General features: G+C 70.7%; 18 protein-coding genes and 1 tRNA gene. 14 read left to right on the top strand and 5 right to left on the bottom strand.

Going from position 1 to position 15,987, the window contains the following annotated elements:
* Positions 1-3: 3 nt before the first annotated feature.
* Together GVL05_RS00435 and GVL05_RS00430 are read left to right on the top strand one after the other, a co-directional pair.
* Positions 4-381, top strand: a complete 378-nt coding sequence (locus GVL05_RS00435) for a cold-shock protein (protein WP_111085215.1) — start codon at positions 4-6, stop codon at positions 379-381.
* A gap of 4 nt (positions 382-385) precedes the next feature.
* Positions 386-1,105, top strand: coding sequence for a DUF3027 domain-containing protein (locus GVL05_RS00430; RefSeq protein ID WP_200849127.1), 720 nt, complete (start codon positions 386-388; stop codon positions 1,103-1,105).
* Positions 1,106-1,201: 96 nt separating this feature from the next.
* Here the strand turns inward: GVL05_RS00430 and serC are convergent, their stop codons facing one another.
* Positions 1,202-2,317 (bottom strand): phosphoserine transaminase, encoded by a 1,116-nt coding sequence (gene serC, locus GVL05_RS00425; RefSeq protein WP_159570281.1) that lies wholly within the window; start codon positions 2,315-2,317, stop codon positions 1,202-1,204.
* A gap of 174 nt (positions 2,318-2,491) precedes the next feature.
* Here serC and GVL05_RS00420 point away from each other — a divergent pair, with 174 nt between their 5' ends.
* The 8 genes from GVL05_RS00420 to argG all read left to right on the top strand — a co-directional run bounded on the left by GVL05_RS00420 (position 2,492) and on the right by argG (position 9,161).
* Positions 2,492-3,187 carry a metal-dependent transcriptional regulator gene (locus GVL05_RS00420; RefSeq protein ID WP_111085212.1) on the top strand — a complete coding sequence of 232 codons (696 nt, stop codon included), beginning with the start codon at positions 2,492-2,494 and terminating at the stop codon, positions 3,185-3,187.
* A 177-nt stretch (positions 3,188-3,364) separates the two neighbouring features.
* Positions 3,365-4,408: a C40 family peptidase gene (locus tag GVL05_RS20320; protein WP_123936842.1), complete on the top strand. Its 1,044-nt coding sequence runs from the start codon at positions 3,365-3,367 to the stop codon at positions 4,406-4,408.
* Positions 4,409-4,773: 365 nt separating this feature from the next.
* The gene (locus GVL05_RS00410; protein WP_111085210.1) at positions 4,774-5,268 is read left to right on the top strand and encodes an HNH endonuclease; all 495 of its coding nucleotides are present in this window, start codon (positions 4,774-4,776) and stop codon (positions 5,266-5,268) included.
* A gap of 87 nt (positions 5,269-5,355) precedes the next feature.
* On the top strand, positions 5,356-5,709 hold the full coding sequence (locus tag GVL05_RS00405) for a helix-turn-helix transcriptional regulator (RefSeq protein WP_159570278.1): 354 nt from the start codon (positions 5,356-5,358) through the stop codon (positions 5,707-5,709).
* Positions 5,706-6,380, top strand: a complete 675-nt coding sequence (locus tag GVL05_RS00400) for a cation diffusion facilitator family transporter (protein WP_159570275.1) — start codon at positions 5,706-5,708, stop codon at positions 6,378-6,380. Before GVL05_RS00405 ends, GVL05_RS00400 begins: the two co-directional genes overlap by 4 nt.
* A 61-nt stretch (positions 6,381-6,441) precedes the next feature.
* Complete coding sequence (locus GVL05_RS00395) at positions 6,442-7,545, top strand: epoxide hydrolase family protein (RefSeq protein WP_159570272.1); 1,104 nt, start codon at positions 6,442-6,444, stop codon at positions 7,543-7,545.
* Positions 7,546-7,558: 13 nt separating this feature from the next.
* A tRNA-Arg gene (locus tag GVL05_RS00390) sits at positions 7,559-7,633 on the top strand.
* Positions 7,634-7,718: 85 nt separating this feature from the next.
* Positions 7,719-9,161 (top strand): argininosuccinate synthase, encoded by a 1,443-nt coding sequence (argG, locus tag GVL05_RS00385; protein WP_123936837.1) that lies wholly within the window; start codon positions 7,719-7,721, stop codon positions 9,159-9,161.
* A 110-nt stretch (positions 9,162-9,271) separates the two neighbouring features.
* Here argG and GVL05_RS00380 read toward each other — a convergent pair whose 3' ends face one another.
* Positions 9,272-10,003 carry an alpha/beta hydrolase gene (locus GVL05_RS00380; protein WP_159570269.1) on the bottom strand — a complete coding sequence of 244 codons (732 nt, stop codon included), beginning with the start codon at positions 10,001-10,003 and terminating at the stop codon, positions 9,272-9,274.
* Positions 10,004-10,216: 213 nt separating this feature from the next.
* On the opposite strand from GVL05_RS00380, the gene GVL05_RS00375 reads away from it, so the two are divergent.
* Both GVL05_RS00375 and GVL05_RS00370 read left to right on the top strand, forming a co-directional pair.
* On the top strand, positions 10,217-10,384 hold the full coding sequence (locus GVL05_RS00375; protein ID WP_159570266.1) for a hypothetical protein: 168 nt from the start codon (positions 10,217-10,219) through the stop codon (positions 10,382-10,384).
* A 41-nt stretch (positions 10,385-10,425) separates the two neighbouring features.
* On the top strand, positions 10,426-11,031 hold the full coding sequence (locus tag GVL05_RS00370) for a copper resistance CopC family protein (protein WP_159570259.1): 606 nt from the start codon (positions 10,426-10,428) through the stop codon (positions 11,029-11,031).
* Positions 11,032-11,268: 237 nt separating this feature from the next.
* On the opposite strand, the gene GVL05_RS00365 is transcribed toward GVL05_RS00370, so the two are convergent.
* Together GVL05_RS00365 and GVL05_RS00360 are read right to left on the bottom strand one after the other, a co-directional pair.
* Positions 11,269-12,705, bottom strand: coding sequence for an MATE family efflux transporter (locus GVL05_RS00365; RefSeq protein WP_159570256.1), 1,437 nt, complete (start codon positions 12,703-12,705; stop codon positions 11,269-11,271).
* Between the two features lie 116 nt (positions 12,706-12,821).
* Entirely contained in the window at positions 12,822-13,259 is a 438-nt protein-coding gene (locus tag GVL05_RS00360) for a MarR family winged helix-turn-helix transcriptional regulator (protein ID WP_159570254.1), read from the bottom strand.
* A gap of 410 nt (positions 13,260-13,669) precedes the next feature.
* Here GVL05_RS00360 and GVL05_RS00355 point away from each other — a divergent pair, with 410 nt between their 5' ends.
* Positions 13,670-13,837, top strand: coding sequence for a hypothetical protein (locus GVL05_RS00355; RefSeq protein ID WP_159570252.1), 168 nt, complete (start codon positions 13,670-13,672; stop codon positions 13,835-13,837).
* Between the two features lie 40 nt (positions 13,838-13,877).
* The gene (nadE, locus tag GVL05_RS00350; RefSeq protein ID WP_159570243.1) at positions 13,878-14,705 is read left to right on the top strand and encodes an ammonia-dependent NAD(+) synthetase; all 828 of its coding nucleotides are present in this window, start codon (positions 13,878-13,880) and stop codon (positions 14,703-14,705) included.
* A gap of 70 nt (positions 14,706-14,775) precedes the next feature.
* Here nadE and GVL05_RS00345 read toward each other — a convergent pair whose 3' ends face one another.
* Entirely contained in the window at positions 14,776-15,981 is a 1,206-nt protein-coding gene (locus GVL05_RS00345) for a type II toxin-antitoxin system HipA family toxin (RefSeq protein WP_268839176.1), read from the bottom strand.
* Between the last annotated feature and the right edge of the window lie 6 nt (positions 15,982-15,987).

Here is a 15,987-nt window from a genome sequence, read left to right as displayed (position 1 = left end):
CGCATGCCCACCGGCAAGGTCAAGTTCTACGACGACGACAAGGGCTTCGGCTTCATCACCGGAGACGACGGCGACCAGGTGTTCCTGCACGCGTCCTCGCTGCCCGACGGCGTCGTGACCGTGAAGGCGGGATCCCGGCTCGAGTACGGCGTCGTGCAGGGGAAGAAGGGGTCGCAGGCGTTGTCCGTGCGGCTCCTCGACCCGCAGCCGTCGTTGTCCCGGATGACCCGTCGCTCCGCAGACGACATGGCCGTGATCGTCGAGGACCTGGTGAAGGAACTCGACCGGATCAGCGGAGACCTCCGCCACGGCCGCTACCCGAAGAACGGCGATCGACTCGCCGCCATCCTGCGGCATGTCGCAGACCAGTTGGAGGCGTGACGCCATGACAGACAGCGACGCAGTACCTGTGGACTACACCGACCTGGCGCGGACCGCGCTGCTCGAGGTGACCCCCGAGTCGAGCATCGGCGCGCCCGTCGGCACCGTGGATGAGGGCGACGGCGTCGTCTCCGTCCTGTTCGCGAACCGCATGCCGGGCTACCCCGGCTGGCGCTGGACCGTCAGCGTCGCGAAGGTCGGCGACGAGGACCCCACCGTGCTCGAGGTCGAGCTGATGCCCGGCGACGGCTCGCTCGTCGCGCCGGAGTGGGTGCCGTGGTCCGAGCGACTGGCCGAGTACCGGGCGGCGCAGGACCACGAGTCGGACGAGGGGTCCGACGACGAGGGCGACGACGACGAGTCGGACGACGAGGACGACGAGGACTTCGATGACGAGTCGGATGACGACTCGGACGACGACGAGGACGCCGACTACGACGACTCGGACGACGACGAAGCCGACGACGAGTCGGATGACGACGAGGACGACGAGGACGCCGAGTTCGAAGCGGACGAGGACGACCTCGACGAACCGGACGACGACGACATCGATGGTGTGGACGTCGACGCGCTCGCCGACACCGCTGACGAGGACGTCGACGACGCCCCGCAGCCCCCTCGCCGTCGTCGCGCACAGCGCGTGCAGCCCGTCGACCCGGACGCCGACCTCGACGGCGCCCAGCTCGATGCCGGTGAGGTCGACCCGGACTTCCACCGCTCCTGACACGCACCCGAACAACGACGAAGCACCACGGGATCCCGTGGTGCTTCGTCGTTTCCGTGGTGTTCGTCGCCGGCGCTGGCCCGCGCGACGGACGGGTCAGCGCAGGGCGTCGACCGTGAAGTCGATCGCCTGCACGAGCTTCGCGACGTCGTCCGGGTCGATCGCGGTGAACGTCGCGACGCGCAGCTGGTTGCGCCCGAGCTTCCGGTACGGCTCGGTGTCGACGATGCCGTTCGCGCGCAGGGTCGCGGCGACGGCCTTGGCGTCGATCGAGTCGTCGAGGTCGATCGTGGCGACGACCTGCGAGCGGGCTGCGGGGTCGGTCACGAACGGCGTCGCGTAGTCGACCGACTCGGCCCAGTCGTACAGCGTGGACGACGAGGTCTTCGTGCGGGTGTCCGCCCAGGCCAGGCCGCCCGACTCGTTGATCCACCGGACCTGGTCGTCGAGCAGCAGCAGCGTCGAGATCGCCGGGGTGTTCAGCGTCTGGTTCAGGCGCGAGTTGTCGACGGCGTTCTTGAGCGACAGGAACTCGGGGATGTACCGACCGCTCGCTGCGATGCGCTCGACGCGCTCGATCGCGGCGGGGGAGAACAGCGCGAGCCACAGGCCGCCGTCGGAGGCGAAGTTCTTCTGCGGGGCGAAGTAGTAGACGTCGGTGGCGTCCACGTCGAACGCGGCACCACCGGCGGCGCTCGTGGCGTCGACGACGGTCAGTGCTCCGGCGTCACCGGCGGCGCGGACGACCGGGGCCATGACACCGGTCGAGGTCTCGTTGTGCGGGTAGGCGTAGACGTCGACGCCGTCGACGGGCTCGAGCGCGGCGAGCGATCCGCCGGGGGCCTCGACGACGTGCGGTGCCTCGAGCCACGGGGCGCTGGCGGCCTTGGCGAACTTCGACCCGAACTCGCCGAAGGACAGGTTCTCTGCGCGACGCTCGATGAGGCCGAACGCGGCGGCGTCCCAGAACGCGGTCGAGCCGCCGTTGCCGAGGACGACCTCGTAGCCCTCGGGGAGCTGGAACAGGTCGGCGAGCCCGGAGCGGACGCTGCCGACCAGGTCCTTCACGGGCTTCTGGCGGTGGGACGTGCCGAGGATCGTGGCCCCGCGCGTCACGAGGGACTCGAGCTGCGCGCCGCGGATCTTGGACGGTCCGCAGCCGAAGCGGCCGTCGGTGGGGAGGAGTTCGGCGGGGATGACGATGTCTGCCATGCACCGATCCTACCGAGCGCGATCCCAGTGCTGGTGCGCCTGTACCGGCCGGACGGGGAGGCCTGGAGCGCTGTGGCCACGGCCCTCTTCTTGCCCCGTGCAAGTGTCGGTCGGAGTTCGTCGGTCCGAACAAGTAGGGTGGTGGCCGCTGGGCCCAGACATGAGAGGCGGACCGTGACCGATCTCGTCGACACCACGGAGATGTACCTTCGCACCATCCTCGACTTGGAGGAGGAGGCGATCGTTCCGCTGCGCGCTCGCATCTCGGAGCGCCTCGGCCACTCGGGCCCGACGGTCTCGCAGACCATCGCCCGCATGGAGCGCGACGGCCTGGTCGTCGTCTCCGGCGACCGCCACCTCGAGCTCACCGACGAAGGGCGCTCCCGGGCCACCCACGTCATGCGCAAGCACCGTCTGGCGGAGCGCCTGCTGGCCGACGTCATCGGACTCGACTGGGCGTTCGTCCACGACGAGGCCTGCCGGTGGGAACACGTCATGAGCGAGCAGGTCGAGGTCCGCCTGCTCGAGATGCTCGGCAACCCGACCGAGTCGCCCTACGGCAACCCGATCCCCGGCCTGGCCGAGATCGGCGGCCCCGCGGCCGCGGGGTTCCTCGACGGCGTGCAGAACATCGTCGCCGCGACCGAGGGCACCGACGCCGTCGCGACCGGTGTGATCCGTCGTCTGGGCGAGCCCGTGCAGTTCGAGCCCGAGCTCCTGCACCAGCTCCGCACGGCCGGCGTCATGCCCGGTCGTCTGGCGAGCGTGCAGCGCGCCGGGGCCTACGTCGCCGTCCGCGTCGAGGGTGAGGACTCGGGCATCGAGCTCCCCGTCGAGGTCGCGCAGCACGTGTACATCGAGCGGGACTGATTTCAGGGCCCTGACCAGGGCTTCTTTACCGTTTCGTTACAAACGGCCCGTTTCATCTCGACAAGGTAACGACGGCCCCGTACACTCGTCGAGTCCCCGCGCTGCGCCTGAGCCGGAGACCCGTGGCAGGACGTCTCGAACCCGTCTCCTGCCTCGATCGGAAACGATGACGAACGGATGGGGTTGCACGTCGCCGGACACCCACGGCAGCGTGATGACGAGACGCCGGAGACCACACCCTTGACGCAGACCGGTTCCGCCGCGGACGACCAGACGCCCGCCAACCCGACGAACACCGAGAACGCCACCGACGCACCGCTCACCCGGCGGTCCGTCCGCCAGGCCGACGCGCGCCCGACCCGCAAGGTCGTCCCGGTCCGCTCCGCCCCGCTCCCCGGTGGCCGTCGTGCCGCACAGGCCGCAGCCACCGCGACCGCTGCCAAGGCGAGCTCGTCGTCGCGCAAGCGCAAGTTCCTCGCCCCCATCGTCCTGACGGTCGCCGCCGGCATGTTCGGCACCGTGGCGGTCGCGCCGGCCTTCGCCGCGCAGACCTCCACCGGCACCGAGGCTGCGAACGCGCAGCGTCAGGTCCGTGCGACGCAGAGCCAGGAGTTCTCGGTGTCCGACGCCGTCGCACTGGCCGGCACGAGCCGCGACGGCTACGGCGCCACGTCGACCGCGACGCTCGACGCACGTGCAGCGGCCAAGCAGGCTGCAGCCGACCAGGCCGAAGCGACCGAGGCAGCCGCTGAGCAGGCCGAGCAGGCAGCATCGGCCACGCAGGCGGCGCGTGCCCAGACCGCCGAGCAGTACGCCTCGTACACCGGCCCGTCCGCCGCCGACTACGTGGCCAGCTCCAGTGCCGCGGACACCCCGTTCTCGCTGCCGGCCGTGGTCGCCACCGCCAAGCAGTACATCGGCACCCCGTACGTCTTCGGCGGCGCCGACCCGTCCGGCTTCGACTGCTCGGGCTACGTCATGTTCGTCTACGCCCAGTACGGCATCAACCTCGCGCACTCCGTGCCGCTGCAAGACCAGGCCGGCACCACGATCCCCGAGTCCGAGGCGCAGCCCGGCGACGTCGTCATCTTCAACAACGAGGCGCACGACGGCTTCTACATGGGCAACGGCATGATCATGGACGCCCCGAAGCCCGGCGGCTCTGTGTCGATCCGTCCGATCTGGACCAGCGACTACCACATCGTCCGCTTCGGCATCTGAGGCATCAGACCCGACCGCGGGGCATCGAACCCGTGAACATCGCCGAAACCGGCCCGTGCACCCTCGTGCCGGGCCGGTTTCTGACGTAGCCTGGCGCTGCACCGGTCCGCAAGGCCCCGAGCAGGGAGACCCCATGTCGTTGTTCCGCACGACCCGCACCATGGGTCGGCGCGCGCGCATCGACATACGGTCGACCACCGCCTGCGTGCACGAGCACGCCCCTGCATGACCAGAGCACTGCCCATCCGGGTGGTGCTCTTCGTGGTTCAGGGGACGTGTGCGCGAGCGACGGTCACCTGCGAAGGACCCCGGTCCGACGCACCCGCAGCGCCTGGAAGCCGTCCAGGCACGTCGGAAGGGAACCAATGCGCACTCTCGTCCTCAACGCCGGTTACGAGCCCCTCGCGGTGATCTCGTTCCGACGAGCCCTCGTGCTGGTCATGAACCAGAAGGCCTCCGTCGTCGCAGCCGACCTCGAACACCCGGTGACCGGGTCGACCTCGAGCTTCGATCGGCCGTCCGTCATCATCCTCACCCGGTACGTGCGCATCCCGCACTCGAGACTCGTGCCGGTGTCGCGCCGCGGAGTCCTGCGCCGCGACGCCAACCGGTGCGCGTACTGCGACCGGCACGCGACGACGATCGACCACGTGCAGCCGAAGTCGCGTGGTGGGCAGGACTCGTGGGAGAACCTCGTGGCCTGCTGCCTGGCGTGCAACAACGAGAAGGGTGACCGCACCCCGCAGGAGATGGGGTGGCGGCTGCGTTTCCGTCCGAAGATCCCGCACGGCTCGTCGTGGGTCGTGCGCGGTATCGAGCGTCCGCAGGCGGAGTGGGACGAGTACCTGGTCGCCGCGTAGCGGACGGGAGGCACGTGGCGGGCCCGCCACGGGCCTCCCGTCCGCCGTTCGCTCGCAACAAGTCAGCGAACGCTGTATGGTCAGCGAATGCTGACCATAGCCCCGCGGCTCGACGTCATGCACCGGCTCGGCCGGGCGATGGCGGACCGGACGCGCTCCCGGATCCTGCTCGAGATGCTCGAAGCGCCGGTCTACCCGGGTCGGCTCGCGACCGACCTGGGGCTCACCCGGTCGAACGTCTCGAACCACCTCGCCTGCCTGCGCGGATGCGGCATCGTCGTCGCGGTGCCCGAGGGTCGCTCCACCCGGTACGAGATCGCCGACCCGCACCTCGGGGCCGCGATCCGCTCGCTCCTCGAGGTCGTGCTCGCCGTCGACGACGGGGAAGCGTGCACCGACGAGGAGTGCGACGTCCCGCTCTGCTGCGGACCCGGCGCATGACCGGGTTGATGGCTCCGGTCGTGCCCGATCGTCGACGGGTGCTGCAGCGACGGATCCGGTGGATCGTCGCCGCGACGATCACGTACAACGTCATCGAGGCCGTCATCGCGATCGCAGCCGGTTCGGTGGCGTCGTCGACCGCCCTGATCGGCTTCGGCCTCGACTCCGTCGTCGAGGTCCTGTCCGCCGCGGCGGTCGCGTGGCAGTTCGCCGGGCCGGACCCCGAGGCGCGGGAGCGCGTCGCGCTCAAGGTCATCGCGGTGTCGTTCTTCGCACTGGCGCTGTACGTCAGCGTCGACGCGGTGCTGACCCTGACCGGGGTGCGCGAGCCGGAGCACAGCACCGTCGGGATCGTGCTGGCGGCGGTGAGCCTGGCCGTGATGCCGTTCCTCAGCCTGCTCGAACGGCGCACCGGGAAGGAACTCGGTTCGGCGTCGGCGATCGCGGACTCCAAGCAGACCCTGGTGTGCAGCTACCTCTCCGCCGCGGTGCTGGTCGGGCTGCTCCTCAACACGCTGTTCGGCTGGTCGTGGGCTGATCCGGTGGCCGGCCTGGTGGTCGTCGTGTTCGCGGTGCGCGAGGGGCTCGAGGCCTGGCGGGGCGATGCCTGCAAACAGCCGGTCGCCGCCCTGACCGGCGAGCGCACGGCCGACGCCTGCGACTGCTGCTGACGCGGGCTCGGGTGCGGTGACCGCCGTCCACGTGTCGGTCCCGCTGAGTAGCGTCGCGGGCATGGGCGAGACACCGCAGATCGACGACGCGACCATCGAGGACCTCCGCGCGCGACTGCGGGCCACGCGCTGGCCGGACGCACCCGCCGGCGCCGGATGGTCGCTCGGGGCGGACGTCGACGAGCTCCGGTCGCTCATCGAGTACTGGGCCGACGGCTTCGACTTCGACGCGCACCGAGCGGCGCTCGCCGCACTGCCCAGCCGACGGCTGACGATCGACAGCACCGGGATCCACGTGCTGCACGCCCGAGCGGGCACGCCCGACGCGTTGCCGCTCCTGCTCGCCCACGGCTGGCCGGACTCCGGATGGCGGTACCGCAAGGTCCTGCCGATGCTCGTCGAGGCCGGCTTCGACGTGATCGTGCCGGACATGCCCGGGTACGGCTTCTCCGACGCGCCGCCGCAGCCGATCGACGCCCGCGCGGTCGGCGGCATGTGGGCCGAGCTCATGACCGAGCTCGGCTACGAACGCTTCGCGGTCGCGGGCGGGGACATCGGCACGCACGTCGCCCGCTACCTCGCGCTCGACCACGCCGACCGGGTCGTCGCCGTGCACCGCATCGACGGCGGGCTCGCCTGGCCCGGCATCGACCTCGACACGTTGTCGCCGGAGGAACGCGGGTTCGTCAGGGCGACCGCCCGGTGGCGCGACGCCGAGGGTGCCTACGCGATGATGCACCGCACCAAGCCGCAGACCGTCGCGGTCGGCCTGAACGACTCACCCGCCGGGCTCGCCGCGTGGATCGTCGAGAAGCTGCGGTCGTGGAGCGACTGCGACGGCGACCTGTGGTCCGTGTACACGCAGGACGAGGTGCTCGCGCTCCTGACCGAGTACTGGGCCACCGGCACGATCGGTTCCGCGATGCGGATGTACCACGCGAACGCCGCGATCCCGCCGGAGCAGTCGGCCCGACGGGTCGAGGTGCCCTCCGGGTTCTCGCTGTTCCCCGGCGACCTGGTGGAGCCGCCGCGGGCGTGGCTGGAGCGGACGACGAACCTGGTGTCGTACCGGATGATGCCGCGCGGCGGGCACTTCGCGCCGTTCGAGCAACCGGCGCTGTACGTCGACGAGCTGACGACCTTCCTGGAGCCGTTCCGCCGCTAGAGTGGACGGGCCAGCCTCTGTAGCTCAATGGAAGAGCAGTTCCGTCCTAAGGAAACGGTTGGGGGTTCGAGTCCCTCCAGGGGCACCAGCAGGTCGACGGGGTTCGAGTCCCTGCAGCGCCTGCCAGGGGCACCAGTCGTTGTACCGCTTGGACTCCCCGTACGATTGACCCCGTGTCCAAGGTCCTGAGCAGTCTCCCCGTCGGCGAACGAGTCGGCATCGCGTTCTCAGGGGGTCTCGACACCTCCTGCGCCGTTGCCTGGATGCGCGAGAAGGGGGCGATCCCCTGCACGTACACGGCCGACATCGGTCAGTACGACGAGCCGGACATCGACGCCGTCCCGAGCCGCGCCCACGAGTACGGTGCCGAGATCGCCCGCCTGGTCGACGCGAAGAGCGCCCTGGTGGAAGAGGGCCTCGTCGCCCTGCAGACCGGCGCGTTCCACATCCGCTCCGGCGGCAAGACGTACTTCAACACGACGCCCCTCGGCCGTGCGGTGACGGGCACGATGCTCGTCCGTGCGATGAAGGAGGACGGCGTCGACATCTGGGGCGACGGCTCCACCTACAAGGGCAACGACATCGAGCGGTTCTACCGCTACGGCCTGATGGCGAACCCGCGTCTGCGCGTCTACAAGCCGTGGCTGGACTCCGAGTTCGTCGAGGAGCTCGGCGGCCGCAAGGAGATGAGCGAGTGGCTCGTCGCCCGCGGCTTCCCGTACCGCGACTCCACCGAGAAGGCGTACTCGACCGACGCCAACATCTGGGGTGCCACGCACGAGGCGAAGAGCCTCGAAGAGCTCTCCAGCGGCCTGGACATCGTCGAGCCGATCATGGGCGTCGCCGCCTGGCGTGACGACGTCGAGGTCGCCACCGAGATCGTGAGCATCCGCTTCGAGGCCGGACGCCCCGTCGCGATCAACGGCGAGGAGTACACGGACGCCGTTGCTCTCGTCTACGAGGCGAACGCGATCGGCGGTCGTCACGGCCTCGGCGCGTCCGACCAGATCGAGAACCGCATCATCGAGGCGAAGAGCCGCGGCATCTACGAGGCACCGGGCATGGCCCTGCTGCACATCGCGTACGAGCGGCTGCTCAACGCGATCCACAACGAGGACACCGTGGCGTCGTACCACAACGAGGGCCGCCGCCTCGGGCGCCTGATGTACGAGGGCCGCTGGCTCGACCCGCAGTCGCTCATGCTCCGCGAGTCCCTGCAGCGCTGGGTCGCGTCGGCCGTCACGGGCGAGGTCACGCTGCGCCTGCGTCGCGGCGACGACTACACGATCCTCGACACGACGGGTCCGGCGCTGTCGTACCACCCTGACAAGCTCTCGATGGAGCGGGTCGGCGACGCCGCCTTCGGTCCGGACGACCGCATCGGGCAGCTGACGATGCGCAACCTCGACATCGCGGACTCCCGCTCGCGGCTCGAGCAGTACGCGGCCGCCGGTCTCATCGGCGGTGCGACGGCCGAGCTCGTCGGCGAGCTCGAGGCGGGCGAGTCCGAGGAGATCCTCGGTGGCGCCGTCATCGCCTCGGACGCCGAGGACGCGCTCGGACGCCGGACGGACCTCGCGTCCGAGGGCGCAGCCTTCGACTCCGGCACCGACTGACCAGAGCGAGACCACGCGACCGGTCACGTGCCCTGATGGCACGGACCCGACGGACGGGAGGCGCGGTGCCAGCTGGCATGGCGCCTCCCGTCCGTCGTCCTGCCGCCGACTCAGGCCGTGGCACCTCCGAGCAGCAGCTCCAGCTGCTCGACGACCAGGTCGGGCCGCGTGATGAACGGGTGGTGCCCGGTCGGCACGTCGACGCTGCGCGTCGCCCGCGCCGCGTGCGCGCGCTGCAGCCCCACGGTGGTGCTGCGGTCCTCGGTGCAGACGAGGGAGGTCGAGTCGACGTCCTGCCACCCTGCTGCCGTCGTCGGCGTCACGAACGCCGCCGCCGACTGGGCGGTCACCCGCCCCCATGCCGCTCGCTGCGTGTTCCCGTCGGCGTCCTGCAGGAAGCGCGCACCGAAGGACGCAGCGTCGTACCCGGCGACGGCGAGGACACCGTCACCGGCCGGGCCGATCGACACGGGGTCGGGCTCGTCTGCCATGATGCCGGCCTGCGCGGAGCCGACGTCGGGCAGGTACGAGGACACGTACAGCAGGTGTGCGACGGCGTCGTGCCGTCCGGCCTCGGCGATGACGGTGCCGCCGTAGGAGTGCCCGACGACGATCGCCCCGTCGCTGTCGTCGAGGGCGGCGCGCAGGGCGGCTGCGTCCTCGGCGAGCCCACCGTCGGGGTGTCCCGACGGCCCCTCGCCGCAGGACGGCAACGAGACCGCTCGACTGCGGATGCCGGTGCGGCCGCGGGTTCCGGTGCGACTGTGCAGCAGGTCGGCGGTGGGCTGCCACCACCAGGCACCGTCGCGGACCAGGGCGCCGTGGACGAACAGGATCTCCATGCCCCGACGCTACGGCGATCCGGGCGGCGGCGTGCGATCGGCCGAGAAGCGCACCGCGCTCGACGGCGTCGGACGCAACCCCTACCGTGGAGGTACCGGATCGGTCATCAGGGATCCGTCGTCACGATGCTCCTCACAGATGTGGGGTCTGGCACAGCGGGTCGATCCGGACGAATCCGAGATGCGCATCATCTCGACGAAGGGCTGGTCGTCATGACCGCCAGGATGCAGCACGATTGGCACCGCCACGGCCTCCGGTCGCCGGAGGACCTCGAAGCCCTCGTGGCCGAGCGCCTCGAAGGAACCGGCCACGCTTCCACCAGCACGGGTGACGCACGGCGCGAGCCGTCCTACGCCGACTTCCTCGGCGAGCAGATCTGATCCGTCCCGGTCCGCTGCTCTACGGCTTGTAGAGTCTGTGCATGCGGACAGGACGAACGACGGCAGCTTCCCTCGCGATCGTCGTCGGAGGGCTCCTGGCGCTCGTCGGGGTTCAACCGGCCTCGGCGCACTCGGCCCTGACCGGCAGCTCGCCCGCTGACGGCGCGGTCGTCACCGAACCGCTCGACCGGGTCGACCTGACGTTCAGCGAGGCACCGCTCGCCGGTCTCGACGCCGGACTGCGGATCCAGGTCACCGACGCCGACGGCACCGACGTGTCGACGGGCGAGGTGACCGTCTCCGGGATGACGATGGGCAAGGCCGTCGACCTCGAGAACGGCGCCTACACGGTGCTCTGGCGGTACGTGTCGCCGGACGGGCACCCGATCGACGGCTCGTACGGGTTCGAGTACCGGGCCGCCATCACGACGCCGTCCGCGACGACGCCGGCGACGACATCGCCGACGTCGGATGCCGTCACCCCCACTCCGACGTCGACCGCGACCGCCACCGGGGCATCCGACGGCGCGCCCGACTCGGCGCCGGGCATCGCCCCGGGTGTCTGGGTCGCGCTCGGCGCCGGCACGGTCCTCGCAGCCGTGGCCGTCGTCGTGCTCCTCCTGCGCCGCACCCGACGCACTTCGTGAGCAGGAATGGTCGGGTGGCCGAGCGCCACGCGACCATTCCTGCGCACCATGCGCCGTGCCTGCCACCCGGCCACGCGCCGGACGGGAGGCCCGCCACCCGGCCGCCACGGGCCTCCCGTCCGACGCTGGCCACGTTCACCCCCGTTTCGTGAGCAGAAGAGGTCGGGTCCTGGAACGGGACTCGACCTCTTCTGCTCACCATGCGAGCGCGCCGCGCACCGCGCGCCGCGCACCGCGCTACGCGGCGGGCGCCTCCTCGAGCGCGGCGTCCGCCCGCTCCTCGCTGCCGGCGGCCAGGCCGCGCGCGATCTTCCCGCGCGACGCCAGCCACAGCACCACCGCAGCGACGAACACGATGACCTCGGTGACGGTCAGCGCCCAGATGATCCCGGCGAGTCCGAACCACAGGTTGCCGACGATGACGATCGGGATGAACAGCACGCCCTGCGCCAGCGACAGCACCATCGCGGGCAGCACCATGCCGGTCGCCTGGAACAGCGAGGTGAGCAATCCCGTGAACCCGTTCACGATGGCGGCGACGAGCTGCGCCGTCAGGATCGTCAGGCCGATCGCGAGGACCGAGTGGTCGCCGGAGAAGATCGTGAACACCTGCTCGCGGAAGGTGAAGACCGCGCCGGAGAACACGAGGACGATCGCGCCGACCGTGAAGGCGGCTCCGCGCAGGGCGGCCCGGAGGCGTGCGGCGTCGCCCTTGCCGAACGCGTAGGCGAGCAGCGGCAGCACGCCGATCGTGACGCCCATCACCAGGAACTCCGGCACCTGCGCGATGCGGACCGCGACGCCCATGGCGGCGAGCGGGTCGTCGCCGTATGCGGCGGCGAGGTTGTTGAGCACGAGCGTCGTGACGATCAGGAAGGCGGACTGCAGCAGTTCGCCGACGCCGATGCCGAAGACGGGCTTCAGGATGTCGGCACGGAGCGTGAACCACTTCGGCGCGAAGCTGACGTTCTCGCTGTTCCGCTGCAGCCAGGTCACCCAGTAGGCGATCGACACGACGTTCGCGAGTCCGACGGCCAGTGCTGCACCGCCGACCCCCCAGTGCAGCACGAGGATGAAGAGCACGTCGAACACCAGGTTCCCGATCGTCGACAGGACCAGGCCGATCATCGCCTGGCGTGCGGCACCCTCGGAGCGGACGATCTGCTCGAGGGCGAACGACGAGGCGAGCACCGGGACGAACGCGAGCATCACGGCGACGTACTCGCTCGTGGCGGGGACGGCTGCTGCGTCGGCACCGAGCACGGCGACGAGGGGGCGGAGGAACACGAGCCCGACGACGGCGAGGACGGCGCCGGTGACGACGGCACCCCAGAGGGCGAACGAGGCGACGTGCTTGATGTCCCGCGCTTTGGCGGGGTCGTGCTCCGAGGCGCCGAGCAGGCGGGACATCAGAGCGCTGCCACCGACGCCGAACACGCCGCCGACGGCCATCACGATGCCGAGCAGCGGGGTGCCGAAGGTGATCGCGGCGAGCAGTGACGTGTCATGCTGCGAGCCGATGAAGCCGGCGTTGATGACGTTGTACAGGGCGCTGACGACCATCGCAGCGGCCATCGGCACACACAGGTGCACGAGGGCCCGGGCGATCGGGGCGGCAGAGAGGTACCAGCGGTTGGTGGCCGCGGCGGTGTTCTCGGGGGTGGTGGTGGTCATGACTGCCTCCTCGTGGGCAGGGCTGAGGGCGCGACGGGATGCCGTCGCGTGCGGGGGTGGGGCCGGGAGGCCCGTGGCGCGTCGAGCGCGCCGGTGACGTCGGTGCCGGGGCGGCGCTACCGCGTCGGCGGTGCGAGCTCCGCGGTCACCTTCTGCAGCAGGTGCCGCAGGGTGGCGCGTTCGTCCGTGTCGAGTGGTGCGAGCAGGGTGTCGTCGAGGGCGACCATCGCGTCGGTGAAGCCGGCGATGAGGTCGATGCCCGCCGGGGTGGCGTGCACCGTCTTCGTCCGACCGTTCGTGGCGTCGGTACGTCGTTCGACGAGGCCGCGCCGCTCGAGGCCCTGCAGGAGGCTCGAGACGCTGGCCGCGCTGGTCCGGGTGATCTCGGCGATGTCGCGTTGGATCGCCCCGGGGTTCTGCTGCAGGTACCCGAGCACGAAGCTCTGCTCGCGGGTGAGGTCCCGATCACGGACCCACTCGTCAGCCGCCTTGCGTTGTGCCCATCCGATCCACCGCATGAGTTCGAGCGGGGTGGTGAGATCCGGTGCCTGCATGATCAGGACTCTAACTGTTTGATCTCTAACTGTCAACGAGGGTCTGACCCGTGGCTCGGCCCCGGAACGGGGGTATGGCCTCGGGGTGTGGCGCTGGTAGCTTGCACAGGAAGACGGCCTCACCAGCCGTCGTCCTCGGTCCGGTACCGGACCGTTCGGGTCTCCCGTCGAACCGCTGGGGGACGGATCAGCAGCGGCGGACCTCCGCCCGGGAAAGGGACCCATGACTCGCACTGCGCTCCGAGCGCGACGCCGCCGGCGTCCATGAACTCCGACGCGCGCCGGCGGGTACCGGCGTGCGTCTCCACGGGGCCGCGGCGTTCGGGTCGCCTCGGGCCCTCCGGTGCGGTGGCGGTTCGGACCGCCACCGCACCGGACATCCACACCACCACGAGTCAGTGAGGACCACCGTGCACGATCACGACACCCACCCGCTCGACCGTCGAGTCGGCCCGCCGCACGTCGAGCGGTTCCGACTGACGCAGAGCGCCGAGACGCTCGGCGTCGTCTGCACCTGCGCGATCGGCGTCGACCACGACAACACGATCCGGCCGGTGCACGCAGAACCCGTCCGCTGAACGCTGTGCACTCCGGCGGGTGCAGCGGGATACTGGGGTGGTGCGTGAACTCCAAGCCGCCATCGCCGCGGACCTCAACGTCCAGCCGACCATCGAGCCGGAGCAGGAGATCGCCCGCCGTGTCGGGTTCCTCCGTGACTACCTGCTCACGACCGGCGCGAAGGGGTTCCTGCTCGCGATCAGCGGCGGCCAGGACTCCACGCTCGCCGGGCGCCTGACCCAGCTCGCGGTCGAGTCCCTCTCCGCCGAGGGCCACCCCGCCGAGTTCACGACCGTCCGCATGCCGTACCGCGTGCAGGCCGACGAGGACGACGCCCAGCTCGCCCTGCAGTTCATCGCAGCCGACCCGGGCATCACCGTCAACATCGAGCACGGCGTCGACGGCGTCATGCTCGACACCGCTGCCTCGGGCGTCGAGCTGAGCGACTTCGTGAAGGGCAACGTCAAGGCCCGGATGCGCATGGTCGCCCAGTACGCCGTCGCCGGCCAGCGCGGACTGCTCGTCGTCGGGACCGACCACGCGGCCGAGGCGGTCACCGGCTTCTTCACGAAGTACGGCGACGGCGGCGTCGACCTGACGCCGCTCACCGGCCTGTCGAAGAGCCAGGGGCGGCAGCTGCTCGAGCACCTCGGAGCGCCCGCCCGCCTGTACGAGAAGGCCCCCACCGCGGACCTGCTCGACGAGACGCCCGGCCAGACCGACGAAGCGAACCTCGGGTTGTCCTACGCCGAGATCGACGCCTACCTGCAGGGGCACGACGTGCCGCTCGAGGTCGCCGAGGCGATCGAGTCGCGGTACCGCGCGACCGAGCACAAGCGCCAGGTGCCGGCGACACCGTTCGACGACTGGTGGCGTGCGGGCGCGTAGGCGCTGACGCAACCATCGACAGGAGGCGCGCTGCAGGTCATCCTGCACCGCGCCTCCTGTCCGTCCTGGTCTAGAGCCCCAGCGCCCAGTCCAGTTGGGGCGAGTCGAAGGCCACGCGCATCGCTTCCCGCTCGTCCCCACCGATCCCGACGCCGGCCGCGACCCGGTCCCACCCCGCCACCGCGCCCGCGACACGCTGGAGCACCTGCTCCGCGTCCGGGCGCCGGAGCCGGAAGGCGTCCGCGATGTCGAGCAGGTTCCGCAGGTCGCGGGACCTGGGGTCGTCCGACGGGGAGATCGCCCGGGAGTCGATCACCCCGCGCTGTCGACTCGGGTTGACGTCGAAGACTGGCGAGAGCCGCCACCCGGTGGGCGTGTGGAGGAAGGCGTGGTTCCGCCAGTGGTCGTCGACGTTGTTCACGAGGACGGACAACGCGATCCGGCCGAACATCTCGCGGAGGTCCGCTGCGGGAGCCGAACTCCAGTGGTCGACGACGTCGGTGAGGTCCTCGTAGGTCAGTCGTGACCCGTCGTCGTGGGCGCCGAGCTCGAGCGCCGTCCGCGCCGACATGTACCCGAGTCGGTCCCCGGAGCCGTCTCGGTCGAAGCGCTCGGAGAGCAGGACGGCACGTCCGGACTCCGGTCCCACGAGTGACCACACCGGCGCCCTGAGCCCGGCATCCGTCGCGAGGGTGAGCGCGACTCCTTCCCAGCGCTCGACGTCGAAGCGGCCGTCCTTCGAGTGCGGCAACTTCGCGATCGCGAGCGTCCCGCGCGGGGTGAGGACGTTCGCCTTCGGCCGAGCGCCGCCGGGAGAGGTCGCGACGTCACCGAGGTACGCGATGTCCTCGTTGGTTGCCTCGTCGTCCTCGTACCGAGCGGCAGCGGCGAGGATCCGGGCGAGGTCGTGGAGGTTCGCGACCCCGGTCTCCGCAGACGACCAGGAGCCACCCACCCGGAACCGGAGCGCTCCGATCCTGGTGTGGTCCGCGACGCCGAGGAGGTAGTCGAACTCGCCGAGCCGAGCGGCAAGTGACGGGTCTCGCTGTCGTCGCGCGGCGTGGTCTGCGCGGATCAGCTTCTGTCCCCACTCGTCCGGAGCCGCGTCGCTGAACGCACCGGGCAGGGTCTGGCTGTCGGCCGTGTACGTCCGACCGGGGCGGAGTGGGAGGTCGGGGGAGACCTGCCAACCGTGTCGGAGGAAGTCGTCGTCGTACTCGAACGACGACGAGGCCAGCGTCCGCAAGCCCTGGAAGGAAGGGCGCAAGGTACCCACGCGACG

It is taken from the genome of Curtobacterium sp. 18060 (genome assembly GCF_902706105.1).
In the GTDB taxonomy this organism is placed as follows: Bacteria; Actinomycetota; Actinomycetes; order Actinomycetales; family Microbacteriaceae; genus Curtobacterium.
Note: the sequence above shows the minus strand (reverse complement) of the source record. Positions and strands in the feature narration are given on the sequence as shown.

Coding starts and splice junctions, on each gene's coding strand:
- GVL05_RS00435 (WP_111085215.1), top strand. CDS start 4: ATGCCCACCGGCAAGGTCAAGTTCTACGACGACGACAAGGGCTTCGGC.
- GVL05_RS00405 (WP_159570278.1), top strand. CDS start 5,356: ATGCTGACCATAGCCCCGCGGCTCGACGTCATGCACCGGCTCGGCCGG.
- GVL05_RS00360 (WP_159570254.1), bottom strand. CDS start 13,259: ATGCAGGCACCGGATCTCACCACCCCGCTCGAACTCATGCGGTGGATC.
- GVL05_RS00410 (WP_111085210.1), top strand. CDS start 4,774: ATGCGCACTCTCGTCCTCAACGCCGGTTACGAGCCCCTCGCGGTGATC.
- serC (WP_159570281.1), bottom strand. CDS start 2,317: ATGGCAGACATCGTCATCCCCGCCGAACTCCTCCCCACCGACGGCCGC.
- GVL05_RS00400 (WP_159570275.1), top strand. CDS start 5,706: ATGACCGGGTTGATGGCTCCGGTCGTGCCCGATCGTCGACGGGTGCTG.
- GVL05_RS00375 (WP_159570266.1), top strand. CDS start 10,217: ATGACCGCCAGGATGCAGCACGATTGGCACCGCCACGGCCTCCGGTCG.
- GVL05_RS00395 (WP_159570272.1), top strand. CDS start 6,442: ATGGGCGAGACACCGCAGATCGACGACGCGACCATCGAGGACCTCCGC.
- GVL05_RS00365 (WP_159570256.1), bottom strand. CDS start 12,705: ATGACCACCACCACCCCCGAGAACACCGCCGCGGCCACCAACCGCTGG.
- GVL05_RS20320 (WP_123936842.1), top strand. CDS start 3,365: ATGGGGTTGCACGTCGCCGGACACCCACGGCAGCGTGATGACGAGACG.
- GVL05_RS00370 (WP_159570259.1), top strand. CDS start 10,426: ATGCGGACAGGACGAACGACGGCAGCTTCCCTCGCGATCGTCGTCGGA.
- GVL05_RS00430 (WP_200849127.1), top strand. CDS start 386: ATGACAGACAGCGACGCAGTACCTGTGGACTACACCGACCTGGCGCGG.
- GVL05_RS00380 (WP_159570269.1), bottom strand. CDS start 10,003: ATGGAGATCCTGTTCGTCCACGGCGCCCTGGTCCGCGACGGTGCCTGG.